At 53.8% G+C, this 13,888-nt stretch carries 18 protein-coding genes; 6 read left to right on the forward strand and 12 right to left on the reverse strand.

Annotated features, from left to right (window positions below; all coding sequences use genetic code 11):
* On the reverse strand, window positions 1–211 hold a 211-nt coding region (locus E4680_RS14320; RefSeq protein ID WP_205688918.1), incomplete at its 3' end, for a hypothetical protein.
* A gap of 26 nt (window positions 212–237) precedes the next feature.
* Between E4680_RS14320 and E4680_RS11570 the strand changes: the two genes are divergently transcribed.
* Entirely contained in the window at window positions 238–804 is a 567-nt protein-coding gene (locus tag E4680_RS11570; RefSeq protein WP_135282579.1) for a hypothetical protein, read from the forward strand.
* A gap of 92 nt (window positions 805–896) precedes the next feature.
* Here E4680_RS11570 and E4680_RS11575 read toward each other — a convergent pair whose 3' ends face one another.
* The 11 genes from E4680_RS11575 to E4680_RS11620 all read right to left on the reverse strand — a co-directional run bounded on the left by E4680_RS11575 (window position 897) and on the right by E4680_RS11620 (window position 8,291).
* Entirely contained in the window at window positions 897–1,169 is a 273-nt protein-coding gene (locus E4680_RS11575; protein WP_135282580.1) for a hypothetical protein, read from the reverse strand.
* Window positions 1,170–1,213: 44 nt separating this feature from the next.
* On the reverse strand, window positions 1,214–1,645 hold the full coding sequence (locus E4680_RS11580; protein ID WP_135282581.1) for a hypothetical protein: 432 nt from the start codon (window positions 1,643–1,645) through the stop codon (window positions 1,214–1,216).
* A 1-nt stretch (window position 1,646) separates the two neighbouring features.
* Window positions 1,647–1,793 (reverse strand): hypothetical protein, encoded by a 147-nt coding sequence (locus tag E4680_RS14095; protein WP_167792489.1) that lies wholly within the window; start codon window positions 1,791–1,793, stop codon window positions 1,647–1,649.
* 86 nt (window positions 1,794–1,879) lie between these two features.
* Window positions 1,880–2,191: a hypothetical protein gene (locus tag E4680_RS11585; protein WP_135282582.1), complete on the reverse strand. Its 312-nt coding sequence runs from the start codon at window positions 2,189–2,191 to the stop codon at window positions 1,880–1,882.
* A gap of 508 nt (window positions 2,192–2,699) precedes the next feature.
* On the reverse strand, window positions 2,700–5,813 hold the full coding sequence (locus E4680_RS11590; RefSeq protein ID WP_135282583.1) for a hypothetical protein: 3,114 nt from the start codon (window positions 5,811–5,813) through the stop codon (window positions 2,700–2,702).
* Between the two features lie 2 nt (window positions 5,814–5,815).
* A complete protein-coding gene (locus E4680_RS11595; RefSeq protein WP_135282584.1) occupies window positions 5,816–6,079 on the reverse strand; it encodes a hypothetical protein in 264 nt (87 codons plus the stop codon).
* Between the two features lie 45 nt (window positions 6,080–6,124).
* Entirely contained in the window at window positions 6,125–6,553 is a 429-nt protein-coding gene (locus E4680_RS11600; RefSeq protein ID WP_135282585.1) for a hypothetical protein, read from the reverse strand.
* A gap of 8 nt (window positions 6,554–6,561) precedes the next feature.
* On the reverse strand, window positions 6,562–7,056 hold the full coding sequence (locus E4680_RS11605; protein ID WP_135282586.1) for a hypothetical protein: 495 nt from the start codon (window positions 7,054–7,056) through the stop codon (window positions 6,562–6,564).
* Window positions 7,057–7,062: 6 nt separating this feature from the next.
* Window positions 7,063–7,332: a hypothetical protein gene (locus tag E4680_RS11610; protein WP_135282587.1), complete on the reverse strand. Its 270-nt coding sequence runs from the start codon at window positions 7,330–7,332 to the stop codon at window positions 7,063–7,065.
* A gap of 99 nt (window positions 7,333–7,431) precedes the next feature.
* The gene (locus tag E4680_RS11615) at window positions 7,432–8,034 is read right to left on the reverse strand and encodes a tyrosine-type recombinase/integrase (RefSeq protein WP_135282588.1); all 603 of its coding nucleotides are present in this window, start codon (window positions 8,032–8,034) and stop codon (window positions 7,432–7,434) included.
* Window positions 8,035–8,096: 62 nt separating this feature from the next.
* Window positions 8,097–8,291 carry a hypothetical protein gene (locus tag E4680_RS11620; protein WP_135282589.1) on the reverse strand — a complete coding sequence of 65 codons (195 nt, stop codon included), beginning with the start codon at window positions 8,289–8,291 and terminating at the stop codon, window positions 8,097–8,099.
* Between the two features lie 290 nt (window positions 8,292–8,581).
* On the opposite strand from E4680_RS11620, the gene E4680_RS11625 reads away from it, so the two are divergent.
* From E4680_RS11625 to E4680_RS11645, 5 genes are all read left to right on the forward strand, one after another.
* Complete coding sequence (locus tag E4680_RS11625) at window positions 8,582–9,250, forward strand: hypothetical protein (protein WP_135282590.1); 669 nt, start codon at window positions 8,582–8,584, stop codon at window positions 9,248–9,250.
* Window positions 9,251–9,515: 265 nt separating this feature from the next.
* On the forward strand, window positions 9,516–10,424 hold the full coding sequence (locus E4680_RS11630) for a nucleoside triphosphate pyrophosphohydrolase family protein (RefSeq protein WP_135282591.1): 909 nt from the start codon (window positions 9,516–9,518) through the stop codon (window positions 10,422–10,424).
* Window positions 10,421–10,684, forward strand: a complete 264-nt coding sequence (locus E4680_RS11635; RefSeq protein ID WP_135282592.1) for a hypothetical protein — start codon at window positions 10,421–10,423, stop codon at window positions 10,682–10,684. The genes E4680_RS11630 and E4680_RS11635 overlap by 4 nt, the downstream gene beginning before the upstream one ends.
* Before the next feature lie 2 nt (window positions 10,685–10,686).
* Window positions 10,687–13,515 carry a DEAD/DEAH box helicase gene (locus E4680_RS11640; protein WP_135282593.1) on the forward strand — a complete coding sequence of 943 codons (2,829 nt, stop codon included), beginning with the start codon at window positions 10,687–10,689 and terminating at the stop codon, window positions 13,513–13,515.
* A complete protein-coding gene (locus tag E4680_RS11645) occupies window positions 13,512–13,865 on the forward strand; it encodes a hypothetical protein (RefSeq protein ID WP_135282594.1) in 354 nt (117 codons plus the stop codon). The genes E4680_RS11640 and E4680_RS11645 overlap by 4 nt, the downstream gene beginning before the upstream one ends.
* Window positions 13,866–13,888 lie beyond the last annotated feature (23 nt).

The following is a 13,888-nucleotide window of genomic DNA, read 5'->3' on the forward strand; positions in this document are numbered from 1 at the left end:
TGTTTATTGAGGGTGGTGAATGATGAACCTCTATCGATGGGGGTCCCGTGCCCTTGCTGAGTGGTTTGATGGTGATATCATTGTCATGGCGGAATCCATTGAAGAAGCCAGACAGAAGGCCATGAATTCCGCAACACAATTGCTCTCTCCCCAGACCGCCAAACGCATGCGAGACGATGTATGCACTGAGCCGGATATTGTTGGCTCCCATGTTATATTCATTAGAGGAGCTGACTAATGCAGTGGCCAGAACCCATTTCTCTCATCATGCGCGAGGTACTCGAACGCATGAACGTCGATCCGAGCGATGTCAAATTGCTGGTGGAGAATAATTTCCTGACCCTGCCGGCAGAAATCCGGCAAAGGACCGACCCCGGCCCGTGGATGGAAGAGCCTGACGTCATTGTCTGGAAAGATTGCGGTACTGGTTATCTTCTAGCGCTCTCGCGGGGTTTTTCGTTCGCTTTGAACGGATATGTCTGTCTTCCGAGAGGAAGCATTCTGGATGATCTCGACTATGACGAGATCGGCGAGAAGATTGAGTTCACAAGGCCTCTATCTTATTCGGCAGATTGTTTCCCGTTTGGCGGTGCCGCAGTCGAGGATTCCACGGTTGTTGGTTTTCACTGCTCCGAAGGTTACGACTTCTGTCCGGCATATTACATGACCGAGGCCTATGCGGGAATGAGCGCTGAGTACAGGCCTACGATTAGGCACTATCGGGATGTGGCGTATGTCGCCACTGAATGTCGCGCTCTCGCTTCCCAGATCAAGAACCTGACAACCAGATACGCCATCGGGTAACCGGAAATATTTGGCCGCTATCTGGGCTAAGGACAGGATAACAGGAAATATCTGTCCTATACACAAAGGCCGCGCTCATGGCGCGGCCTTCACTATTTCAAGACGGATGGCGGAAGATCAAGACCTCGCCGGAGTGCGTTGATCTCGTCCAGTTCCCTTTTACATTCCTGCTCGACGTCGGTCGGCAATTCTGCGCCCGGACCCATGAGAAGCTCTGGATCGCAGCTCATGAGATATAGAGATTCCCGGTATTCGATAGTCGAGTAGAGCTGAGCGTAAGTCTCTGCAGACGGCCCTTCCGGCTCCGACGGCGCACACGCGCACAGGGTCGCTGCACACAAGACACTGGTGATATATTTCTTCATGACAAACCTCCTTTCTAAAGTCAGGTTATCCTAACTCTGGTTTGTCAATTTTCCGTTTCCAGTATCGGTGAAGATGCGCCGAGTTGAAGCGCTTCAATGGACTTCGCCAGGTCTTCCCGACCCAGACGAGCCAGTTCCTCAACAGCACGCCGATGACGTGTTTCCCACGTCTTGCGCATGATCCGCTCCTGGGCAGCCTCGTCCTCTGCGGCTCGCCGGATGGCTCGTTCGGCGTCGAGCGCCTGTTCAAGCTCTTCGATGCGATCGAGGCACTCTGTCTCATTCTGCCGGATGCGATCAAATCGAGCCATCAGGTCGGTGTGGGCCGCTCCTGTCGCCTCGTCCAGGCGACTCTTGTCTTCCTGCCATTTCGGAGACAGGTTCTTGTAGGCCTGCCACAGGATCATGCCGGCGACACCCAGAAGCCCGACCAGTCCGCCAATATTGCCGAGAGATTCGATATCAAGAGATTCCATGTCAGTAATCCATAAAATAGGAGCCGGCCAGAATTGTCTCAACATGATCCCACTGGATCGGAAGGCCTTTTTTCTGTCTCGCGCCATTGAGACCTTCGTAGACATCGAATGAGACAAGCTCACCGTCTGTGGGGATCACCTTGGGCATTGTTTTCTTCAAGCTGTTGACCTGGTCTCGTTTGCAGAGAAATTCAGCGACAGGAATGCCGCGAACCTTCTGGACGATTCGGAATATCAGTCTGTCTCGTGGGGTGGGCATTGGCGATTCGCGGAAAGGAGAATGAGGATCAGGGCTTCAGGTACTTCGAGAGGCGGGGGGAATCGGTCGTCGTGCTTCAGACCGTAGTCGGTCAGCGTGAAGATATAGGCCAGAATGTTCCGTTTCTCAGCGTCTTCGAGGTCCTCGAAGGAGAGTTCGTCATAGTATGTCTCGGATACCATGATACGTGCTGTATCGATTACGTCGTCCAAGGTGTCGTAGGTTTCCTGATCGGTGTAGTTGAACTGGAAATCCTGCAGGATGTCTCGGCAAACTTGATTCCACACAGTCCCCGTATCCGGAGTTATGTCATCTTGCACAAGAGCGCAAACTTCGGCGAAAGTGTCGAATGATTGGCTCAGGTAGAGGTATGCGTCTCCTGCAGAGAAGACCGCGAACTTGTGGTCTTCGTCCCGGATGATCAGACGACCACCGACACTCGCTGCTGCGAATTCCTCGTCGTCAGCGCTATATATTGTCCACCTGTTTCGGGAGGAAGATGAGAGTTCCACTCTGTTTTGCCTCTGTGCCAGAGAGGCCTCGCAACAAGAAATTGCCACAGCGAAGGTAGGCTGTCCAATTCAGGATGGCTGAAAGGATTTTCGGTTTTCGACAAAAACAATAGAAATAGAGCGACTTTCGACGTGATTTTACTGTTTTCGACAAAATGAAAAGACCTGAGAGTTTCCTCTCAGGTCTTCCGGCATCCTCATACGGGGCGCCACCCCGCGTGATCGCAGCTTGAAAGGAAAGTCGGGCCGGGCCGACCATTTCCAGACTATATGCGAAAACACATCAGTTGTCAAGGACTTTCGGTGTCCGGCTGATGACATTGAGCCGGTACTCGTTGACCCTGTTTTGCCTCGGCTTGATCTCGACACGAACCTCGATCTCCTCTTCGTCGACATCGATACGAAACTGCCTGTTGGAGAGCATTTTCAGTTTTCTTCCAAGCTTGATTTTCAGTGTCTGCTCGTTGTTTGCCACAACAAAAGGAACCTGCTGTTCGGCAATGACGGCGAACAATCCTTCGGCTCCTGCGCCCTCTCCGCCGCCGATCTTGAGCCACTCGTCACCGAAAAGATCCCACCACAGATAGATAAATTCGTCCATGGGACCGCTCTCGCTATCCGAGGAGAGCTTGAGCATGGATTCGTTTTCCATGAAACCGTCGACCCCGATGGATTCCATGATTCCGCCCATGACGGCGGCATAGTCCTCATACGAGGCCTTGGTCTTGGTCGATTTGGGGCACCCATCTGAAATCCACGCCTGGCAGAGAATGAGGCAGGCGTGGACGAGTCTGGTGCGGTTTCGGGCGACCCATTCAAGAAGATGTGTGTGCTTGAACCCCGTCCGGGCGGTGGGGTCTGATGTTTTCGGGTCGAGGTGAATGAGGAGCATGCGACGGATCATCTCAGATCGCATGTCGACATTGTTCCCGCAGACGATGAACTGGTTGCGGATCGGAAACTCGATGGAGCTGGACTGCCCAAGCCGGCGGTCTTTCCAGAACTGCGACGTGACGACGGATGCGAAGCTCTGGCTGTCAATGGTCCTGTCGACATTGTCGAGCCAGAAATAGCGAGCCCCTTCGGACAGAGACGCCGTGATCGTTTTCCGGAATTCCTCTTCACTGTCGGGAAGTGTCTGTGCCTGTGGCTCACGCCCGGAGGAGATGCGCAGAATGGCGTTGATAAGAAGCGTTGCACCCGTACCTGGCAGAGGCTTGTCCACAAAGTAGATCGGCGTCGGGCCGTGGATCATTGGGCGAACAAAAGGCTGCAGAAGCATTGCGAGTGCGTGGCACCTCGATGATTCTCCTTCCGTGTTGTCGTCGAATGGGAAATCGACGAACACATTGTCCATGATGAAGTCGAGCGCCTCGAAGACTTCCTCGTCTGTCGGATTCACAGGGATGTCTGGGTAACTCCCGGCGTCGGGGTCGTCGAGATAGTACCCGCTTTCATTGTAACCCGGTTCCATGACGAGATCGCCGTCATCGGTATAGAAAGGCGTGGAGACGATTTCGTGGAGGATGGGAAGCCTGTTTCTGGCATTATCCGAGGCCAGCATGGTGCGGATCACGGCGTCAGGTGGAGCAGCTGTCTGATCTCCTTCCATTGTCAGGGTCTTCCAGTGACAGGAGTGCGCGACAGCATCCAGGAGATCGTTCGTTCCGACAGACCGTTTGGTCTTGCCTGACAGCATCGTCTTGAGCCGGACGATCTCGCCCTGGTCAGACCAGAACATCTGTGGGTTGTCCCGCTGCTTTCGAAGAAGCTTGGACCAGGCCAGCCGGACCTGCGTGTCGAAGCTGGTCTTGTCGATATAGATCACGCCCATTTCGGCGCGCTTCTCGTATTCTTCCGAAAGCTTGTCGGCTTCCTCCAATGCCAGCCTCTGTCGCGTTTCCTTGTAGTTCTTGTCCATGTCGGCACGGGAGAGACCGAGCCTCTTGGCCATGGTCTTCATAAGCTCGGATCGTTCCAGAGTGGAGTACCGTGTCTTGCATATGGCGGAGATGATTTCTTCGGCGTCCGCGATTTCCCCGGCCTTGAGCCCGTCTATCGCTCGCTTGATGTCCGTCTTTTCAAACAGAACAAGCGCTTTCTTCGCCTTCTCCTCGCATTCCTCGTCGTCTTCCGCGACGATGAAGACGTAGTTCTCGTCTGTCAGCACGGATTCCGGGAACCACTCGTCATCGAGCATCTTGGCCAGAAAATCCAGCCTGTCGTGTTCCCGACAGGAGTCATGCCGGCAGGTAGCGATGAATCCACCTTGATCGGATTCAGACCCGTTGATGACCATGAATGCTCGGTCTTCCGGATCTCCTGCATTCGAGTGATCTTCGTCGAAAGGACACTCGATCTCCATTCCCTGGTTTGAGGAACAGGAGCCTCGAACCTTGTCGGGGACATGGTCCCTGACAGCATCAAGGATTTCAAACCCGTCCGCGTAGATGGAGGCCCATTTCTTGAGGGACATTCCTTCGATCTGACGGGAGGCGCCTGCCAGATGACTGCCAAGCTCCTTCAGGGCAGCAAGGCCTTTTCGGGTCGACTTGATTTCAGGAACGGAATTGAAGTCCAGAAGCTCGCCTGCCACGAGGATGATTGAAAAGGCCGAACCCTCTGCGTGTGACGGGAGATAGAACAGGCGGGAGGGGTCTGTACAGCTCTCATCCATGCGCTCGATGCCGAGCATCTGGGCGAGTCCGCGCAGTTTGTCGGCGAAGCGTTCCAGGCGCCTCTTGTGGGGTTCGGACGGGAGGGAAAATGGGAAGTCTTCCGCGAGCGGGATGAACACTCTGAATTTCGGCAGCGGGTTGTGATAGAGGCGCCATGCCGGCTTGTCCGTGTGGACAAATTCAGGCTCCGGAAAGTCGCCCTCGAAGACGGACTTGTCGATGCCCTTCTTCTCTACCCAGTAAAGAACAAGCATCTCACGGGACGGAACGGCGTCGTCTTCGTCCAGATCGCAAAACTTGATGACCACATCCTGTTCCGCGTCGGAATAATTGGCCAGGTGAGAGTGCGTCGTGTAGATCAGGCCGCAGACATTGTTGTCGAGAAGCGCGTCCTCGATGTCTTGCGGATTCTGCCCGTTGTCGACATCGATTCCGACCATGGACGCGTAGTGCATGGCCTTCTTGGATCGTTCCGAGCCGTGTCCGAGCACAATGCACGGCCCGTCCTTTGGCCCGACCTTGTGGTGCGACAGGGTCGATGCGAACAGATTTCCAAAAGTCGTCGTGCGGGGAATCCAGCGGTCACGCGACAGTCGGGCGCCGTTCGGAGAGTAAAGCATGGAGACTTCCCGGTCCCACACGCTTTTGTCGACGACGCCGACGATTTCGGCGTCGTTCAGTGTCTCGACTTCAATTTCTTCGTAATTGGTGTCTGTCACTTTCAGCCAGTGCAGAATACATAGTCAGCGCGCTCCCTGCGTTCGACGATGTATCCGGTGATATCGGCCTCTGCTGAGGTATCGACCAGCCTGATCATGATCCTTTCACGGTTTCCATAACCGTTGCAGTCGCCGATATAAATCGCGCTGCCTCGTCTGGAATCTGAGATGTGAAGGTCTATGTCCGAGAGGACACGACTTGATGTGAAGCTGGCCTGGTAGCTCATTTGAGCGGCCAAGAGGATTGTAGCGAGTGGGGCTAGCATGATGATCTCCTTTCTGGTTTCATGCTAGGAGAAAACTTCAGTTTGTCAACTTTTTTCCATCAATCTGGACAGTTTCTGGGAAGGCGTCAGACCTTCTATCTCTGAGGTCCAGTCGTCTGGGAAATCCGCGATGTCCTTCGAGACGATCCCGAACTCCTTGGACTGTCGCCACCGGTCGGCCTGTGCCTTCCAATAGAGGACAGATTTTCGGATATCTTCCGGAACCCGGTCGTCTTCGATGATCTCGGCGATCATGCCTAAGGCTTTCTTCTGGCAGACGCTTTGTGTCTCGACGTAGCGGAATTGGTCGTACACACCGCGCAGGAACGATACGATCAGCGCGAGCCTCAGCCTCTCCTGACCCTTGATCGACGCATTGGACAGGGTCAGGTAGGCCTGTTTGAGCATGGACTCCGGCGTTCGCTCAAACCGCTTCAGGCCAAAGGACCGGGTCTTTTTTGTTGGGGTCTCCATAGTAAGGATTACCCAGCTATGGGGAAGTATTCCGGATCATCCGAGGCCTGGTGCAGGGAGATGGCGGCGATCCTTGCTCCTGTGTAAATGTCGTGTTTCGCGGCCATTTGGATAGCCGTGATCGCATCTGATCCTGCAGCCATTGCGCCCAGAGCGAAGGAGGAACCGGACCCGGAGGCCCAGTATTCTACATTGGAGGGATAGAAATGGGGAAGGTGAACATTGCTGGAATGCCACGCAACACCGTTCTGGTCGATCCATAGGAACTCGGACATATAGGTATCGTCCGGATCGATTTTTGCCATGATTGGAATTTCGTCTTCCGGCATCCCCCGAGAGATCCACTCAAAATACTGGAATACCTGCCAAGGACAACCTGTCCCGCCGAAGAGCATTTCGTCAACACGACGAACCTTGAGCACAGTTCTCGCGCCTGTTTGATTCTCACCTGTAACCTGCATGTCGCAAGCGAGAACACCGTCGCGATAAGCGAGTGTGGACATAGGGACTCAGTTTTTCCGGAAGAAAGAGGCGGCAACGCCGACTACGAAGGCGAGGACGACCCACGCCAAGAGGAGGATGACGAAGCCAAGACAAAGCGCCGGAAAGATATAAATCGGGAGAAAAACGAGCCACCACGGGATGCTTGTGAAGCCGAACAGGTTCGCCGCGAACATGATGAGTGTGAGGCCGACAAGGAAGAGACCGGCGCTTCCGGTCTTCTGCACAATAACGGTTGGGTTCGGCGCAGATGAAGCGTTCAGTCGGGACAGGTTCATCTTACATTGGCTCTCCTTTCAAGGGATTTCGGGCTCTGTGACAGGTTGAACCTACCTCAGAGCCCGAACAAAGGCAAATTCGTGTTGGCCGAAACCGTCTCAGGCGTATTCAAGGTCCATCGTCATGGCCTTCGATGCCGGCGTCTCGTCGATATACTCCTCGGTCGTCGACAGACAGGCGTGTCCGAGCATCAGCTGGACATCCCGGAGGGTCCCACCATACTGGTGTACTGTCTCGGCTTTCTTCGTCGCCAGAGTGCGCCGGCCAGAGTGAGACGAGACGCCGGAGAACCCACAGTCGCGATAGAACCTGCGGAACCACTGGACCATCGTGTTGGGGGACAGTCCGTCCTTGTTCGGCTTGGGCGAGTGCACCACGAAGGAGGACTGACCCTGCTGGGCGGCGTGAAGTTCGACGAGCGCTTCGACGATAGGCTTGGGAAGGGACAGAGTCCGCTCTCGACCGTTCTTCGCGATGTCGCCGGACACCCAGACCTTGCCGGTCATCTTGCCCTCGGCGTCGAAGACATGGCGGTCCCATTCAAGACCGGCGATCTCGCAGGCACGCAGGCCGAGACCGAACGACAGATGCAGGATCACGACATCGCGCTCCGGCGTGCGGGTCTGGCGTGCCTGTGAGAAGCAGAACCGAATCTGGTCAGGGGTGAGGCGCTTGGCCTTGCGTTTGATGTGGGGGGACATGGATATCTCCTTTCATTTGCTGCGATAGGAGACATATTGTTTATTCCCTTCCTTTTGTCAAGTTATTTTCTTCGCAAATTCGGATCGATGGTCCCGTCAAACTCTTTAACGTCCACCGAGGTAATGAATCTGTGAACCGGACAGTCCTTGTGCCATGCCATGAAAGGCTTGAGGTCATCTCCGTGATAGAAGCAGATTGCATCCGCGATGCGGATGTTCCTGCAAATGCAGGTTTCCTCGTCTTTCTCTTCGGCCATGTTCGCTTTTCCTAGCTTGACATGGTCATTTTATCATGAAATGTTATGTACTCCTAACTTTGAAAGGCAGGTTAAATGAAAGATGCACTCTGCTGACATAACCAAAGAGTCCTTGGCGCACGCTCAAGCCTTGATCGTTAAACTGGAGTCAGAGCGAGACGCTTATGCGAAACGCTACAGAGCGCTCGAACATGCTCTCTTCAAGATAGAGGACATCTGCGACAACGAGGAAGACGATCCGGTAGGACTCCTGGACGAAATCCGCGACCTGGCTTGGACAGCGACGCGATATGAGTGACCTGAAAGCCTATGCTGTTACCGAACTCGATGAAGGAACAGGTGACATCTATTTCGCCAAATCCAATCTCGAAGCTCGCAAGATGGGAGCGGCTGAGTTCAACGGCGATGAACTTGGCGGACTCAGGTGCGTTCGTGCGCCCTGGGCGGACGACTATGCGAAGATAGGTCAGGTTCCTTATATTGAGAAAATAGATGCGGGATGGTGGGCCGAGTGCTTCCACAGTGGCGCCGTTGTTTCCTCTGACGGGATAAGTTGGGGAGATGAAGAAGCCTTTCCGGTAGAGCCCCGCATCGGAGAATTATACGCCACACCAGAATATATGTGGAAACACGACTTGAGCAAAGCTGTCTCTCGCCAGATCGAGGCAGTTGCCAAGCATCTCATGGCCGAGGAACTCAGGAGGCGGCTTCCGGACGCCAGACCAATCCTAGGGTCAAAAGCACTGGATGGCTGGCATTTCCACGCCTCCTGCGGGAGTGATTTCTCGTACACGATTCATCAGGCGATCATGTCTTTCGCCTGGCCAGGCGCGTCCAGAGGATGGGCTTCCATGACCTTCCGGGAAGGGAAGGATGATTTCTCTTTTTGGGTAGCTGGCGGAGACCGGGACAGGTTTCTGGAGTGGGTGAAAACCCAGAAAGAGAGGCGCCACGCTTAAATATGGCGAGTTTAGGTCCCTCCCGCTTCCTTTTCTTCCGAGACGACGACGGAAGACTGCAAATGTCTTCGGAAGAGGAGCATGCGCAGTATCTCAAGGCTGTCAGATGCTGTGGGTCCTGCGCGGCGCATAGAGCCCACCCTTCCTGGGCAAACAACGCGCCGTATCTTCTGGAAGCTCGTAAAATCTACGGAATTCGATGTCTCAGAAAACCCCCGAGAGTTCTTGATAAGATTTTGGCATTTCTTTGTCGGATGGTGTCGAGATGACCTTTCCGATGACGGTCACGATCCTGGAATGGGCAGCCTTCTCGGCCTCGATCATGTGCAGCTTCGTCTACGGCTACAGGACCATAGCAGGCCCGCTCATCGGGGTCGTGACCGCAATTCTATTCATGCTGTTCGGCTGGGCATCAGGAGTCCACGCCGCCATCGCAGCCAACATCATCTTCCTGATCATACACACCCGAAACGGGTGGAGAATCATGACCAATGACCCGAAACGGCAGACTGAAAGGACTGCCAAGGAACTGAACCGTGTTGTCGACCAACTGAACCACTGGAACCAGGAAGACATGGACTTCGCAAGCGAAGTCGTGACACGATTGGCTAAGCTTTGCCACCAAGCGAGCTTCGACGCCGGATGGTGGAGTGACATCAAGACAGGCGAACTTATGCCGCCAAGTGTGGCGTTAAAGACCGTCCTCATTCATTCGGAGATATCCGAGGCCATGGAAGGCGACCGGAAATCCCTGCAGGACGACAAACTCCCTCATCGCTCCATGTTTGAAGTCGAACTGGCGGACACTGTCATCCGAATCTGCGACATTGCGGGGCGGCTCGGCAGGAAGTTCGGCTCGTACTTCGTTTCGTCAGGCCGACAGATAGCGGGCGAGGTCGTGGGCGATATCGGAGAAGACCTGTGCCGACTGCATTACCATACCTCCAGGGTGTGGCGTGAGCATCGAGTCCATTTGTCGTGTGGAGCGGATTCTCCGATGTACACTGGCGCCGTTTTGAGCGAACTCGGACAGCTCCTCTACGCAGTCTGCGAAACTGCGCAGTTCTACAAGATCGATCTCGGAGGCGCGGTTGCCGAGAAGATGGAGTTCAACGTCAATCGTCCCGATCACAAGATCGAGAATCGGCTGAAAGGAGGCGGGAAGTCGTATTGAGTTCCCGTCGTGAAATGCTCAGCAAAGTCACTGTCAAGTCACCCAGGCGGGTGGACCTCGTCTTCGAGGCGTTTGATTTCAAGATCAGGCAGATGGAGAGAGACGACCAGACCCATCTGTTCGTTTCCTGGTACGATCCGAAAGGCGACCCGACCGTTCGCAAATCAAAATCCTACAGCAGCGTCGAGTATTCCATCTCCGTAGAAACAGTCGAACCAGATACTCAGCTGCCCCAGCCTGGTCCCTACGTGCCGTTCTGAGCATGGAGATCACTTTCGACAAAGGCCTGTTCGTTGCCAGGATACAGTTCCATGAGCGCAGCCAGTTCAAGAAGGCACTGTGGGACTGGAGCGATGAACTGAAGAGATGGACGACCGCTGACCCGGCGAATGTCGAGACATTTACAAACGCCTGCGTCGGTGAAGCCTCCGCCATCATGGAGAGGTATCTGGAGGAAAAGAATGCCGTCATTAGCGAAAGCCGTGCGCTGGATACCGCGTTTGTCGGATTGGTCCCAGAAGGCAAGGCCCTCTATGGCTTCCAGAACGCAGGAGTCGAATACGCACTCAGGCGCAAAGACACGCTGATTGGGGATGATCCAGGCCTGGGAAAGCAACAGCCGACATATTGTAAAGTTTTAATGGCGGATGGAAGCTACACCAGAATCGGTGATCTTGAGATTGGAGACAAGATCGCGTCTGTTGATGGCACAATCCAGACCGTGACAGGCATTTTTCCTCAAGGATTCAAGCCAGCGTATAGGGTCTATTTTCGGGACAAAACCTCCACAGATTGTGGGCCGGAGCATTTGTGGACAGTAACCACCACACAGCGTCGAAGAAAATCAAAAGACCCGTGGTTTACCGCAACGTTAGAAGAACTTTTGAACAGAGGTATAACATTCTCTTCTGGAGGTAAAAATGTAAACAAATTCGAGGTTCCTATTCCCACCCCTTTGAACGCTTCGGATAAAAAGTTTCCAATTGATCCTTATCAGTTAGGTGTAATTCTGGGGGACGGCGGTCTACGCTCATTTCGAGGTGGATGCTGCACTATATCTTGTTTTGCGCCGGATGCCGATGAAATAATGGCTTCGTTTGATCCCAAGACGCAGGAAGAAGCGCTTGAGCAATATGGACAATGCCGAAGATTTTACGTGAGGGGGATTCAACCTGCGTTGAGAGAAGTAGGTCTTTATAGAAGCCTTGGACGAGATAAATTTATTCCAGAAATATATTTCTCAGGATCGGAACAACAACGCCTAAGCCTTCTTCAAGGACTTATGGACACAGATGGGTCAGCATCCAGAAATAGAATAACTTTTCATAGTTCAAATCATCGGTTGGCCAACGATGTCGCCAGACTTGTTCGGTCAATAGGCGGCGTGGGAATTATTAGAGAATATGATCGTCCAGACAAGGAAACTTACGAAAAAGACATACAAGTCAATGTTCGATTAGACAGATGGTGCCCATTCAGGATAAACCGGAAAGCAAACCAGTGGAAGCCAGCTAGTTTCAACAATAGACCCAAGAAAGCTATATGTAAGGTTGAGAGAATAGAGGATCAAGAGCAGGTTTGTATATCTGTTTCTCATCCTTCTGGTCTATACATAACAGATGATTACATTGTCACCCACAACACCACGCAAGCAATCTCAGTAGCAAACGAGATGTTCGAATCTGGTGAACTCGAAGATGTCCTTATTTTATGCGAAGCCTCTCAAAAAGCGCACTGGAGTCGACAGTGGCCAGACTGGACCACAACCGGACTGGACATCGGAGTCGTTGAGCGACGAGTTAGACAGAAGAACAAGATCAAGCGCACTGTCAGCATTATCCCGGATACTCCAGTCACAGTTGTCAACTATGATCTTCTGGGACAAATCCACGATTGGCTCGCCGAACAGCCATGGAGCCTCGTCATCGCCGACGAGTGCCAGGCCCTGCGCAATATGGAAGCGCAGAGGACGAGATATGTCTTCGGAGATGAAGAGCGGCTCATCGTTAAGCCTGCTGGACGTAACAAAGATGGTTCATTCCGCATGGTACGGAAGAGGCTCGAAGCTGTGCGGGCAATTCGGGGGGATCGACGTGTATTCCTTACCGGGACTCCCATCGAGAACCGCCCTCATGATCTCTGGCCCATTATCAGAGCATTTGATCCGGAAGGACTCGGGTCTGATTATGAGTTCTTCATAAAAAGGTACTGCGGCGCCTATTGGACGGAGTATGGCTGGAGCACGAGCGGGGGTACGAACCTTATTGAGCTTCAGAGATATCTCCGCTCAACCTTCATGGTTCGGAGAACGACGCAGCAAGCCCTGCCGGATATGCCGCCAAAGACCCGGCGTCCGTTTTTCCTTCCGGCTGATGACTTCAAGCATGTCCTGAAGAAGTCCGATGATGTCTTCGAACGCAGCCTGGATGCCCTTGAGGAACATCTCGGCCTAAGAGCGGAAGGCGAGACGGAAGACAGAATGTTCTCTGTCTGGGAAGAATTGTACACAAGGTATGGCGACCAGATCGAGGACGCCACTTATGAAGAGATCATGGAGCTTGTGCCCGAAGAGGCGTCAGTCGCCTTCGAGGAGATCGCCAAACTCCGCTCGGAACTGGCGGTAGCGAAGGTTCCTTACATCATCCGACACGTCCGGGAAATCACGGACGCCGGCGAAAAGGTTGTGGTGTTCTTTTACCACAAAGTCGTTGGCCAAGCCTTGAGAGAGGCCTGGGGCGACTCCTGCGGTTATATCGATGGGTCGATCAAGCCCACGAAACGGCAGGACGAAGTGGACCGTTTCATGGAAGACCCGGATTGCACGGCAATGTTCGGGCAGCTCCATGCGGCGTCCAAGGGTTTCACGATGACCGTGGCCCGACGGGCTGTGTTCGGGGAACTGGATTGGCGTCCGGGAACCATGAAACAGGCCGAGAATCGCATCTGGCGCATCTCGCAGGAAAACCACTGCCTGATCGATCACCTGATCGTCGAATCCTCGATCGAGGTTCGCCAGTCTCACTCACTGATCGAGAAGCAGGAGCAAATGGACAAAGCTCTTGATCACGAAGAATCGGAGACTCAAGAATGAGCAAGAAAATACTCTTCCTACCCATCCTCATCTTTCTGTTGATCGGAGGGTGCAGTTACGCCACAAAAGACGTCGGTCGAATTGACACGACGGTCGAACTGACCCGTGATTCCGAACGCGTGTGCCGGTCCAGCGGAGAGAGCCAGTCCTGCGGGTATGAAGTCTACACCGACCAGGGCGTGTTCTCCAACGAAGACTCAATATGGCACGGCAAGTTCAACTCCGGCGACCTACAGGCCTCCTTCGTGGAAGGCGCCACATGCCGGATCACGGCAGTCGGTTTTCGAATTCGCGTCCTGTCGATGCGGAAGAACATCATCAAGGCAGACTGCGTACCCCCGACTGAGTAGTCTGGGGTCGCATTATGTTACCG

Origin of the sequence: Candidatus Macondimonas diazotrophica (genome assembly GCF_004684205.1) — a bacterium.
Taxonomy (GTDB): domain Bacteria; phylum Pseudomonadota; class Gammaproteobacteria; order UBA5335; family UBA5335; genus Macondimonas; species Macondimonas diazotrophica.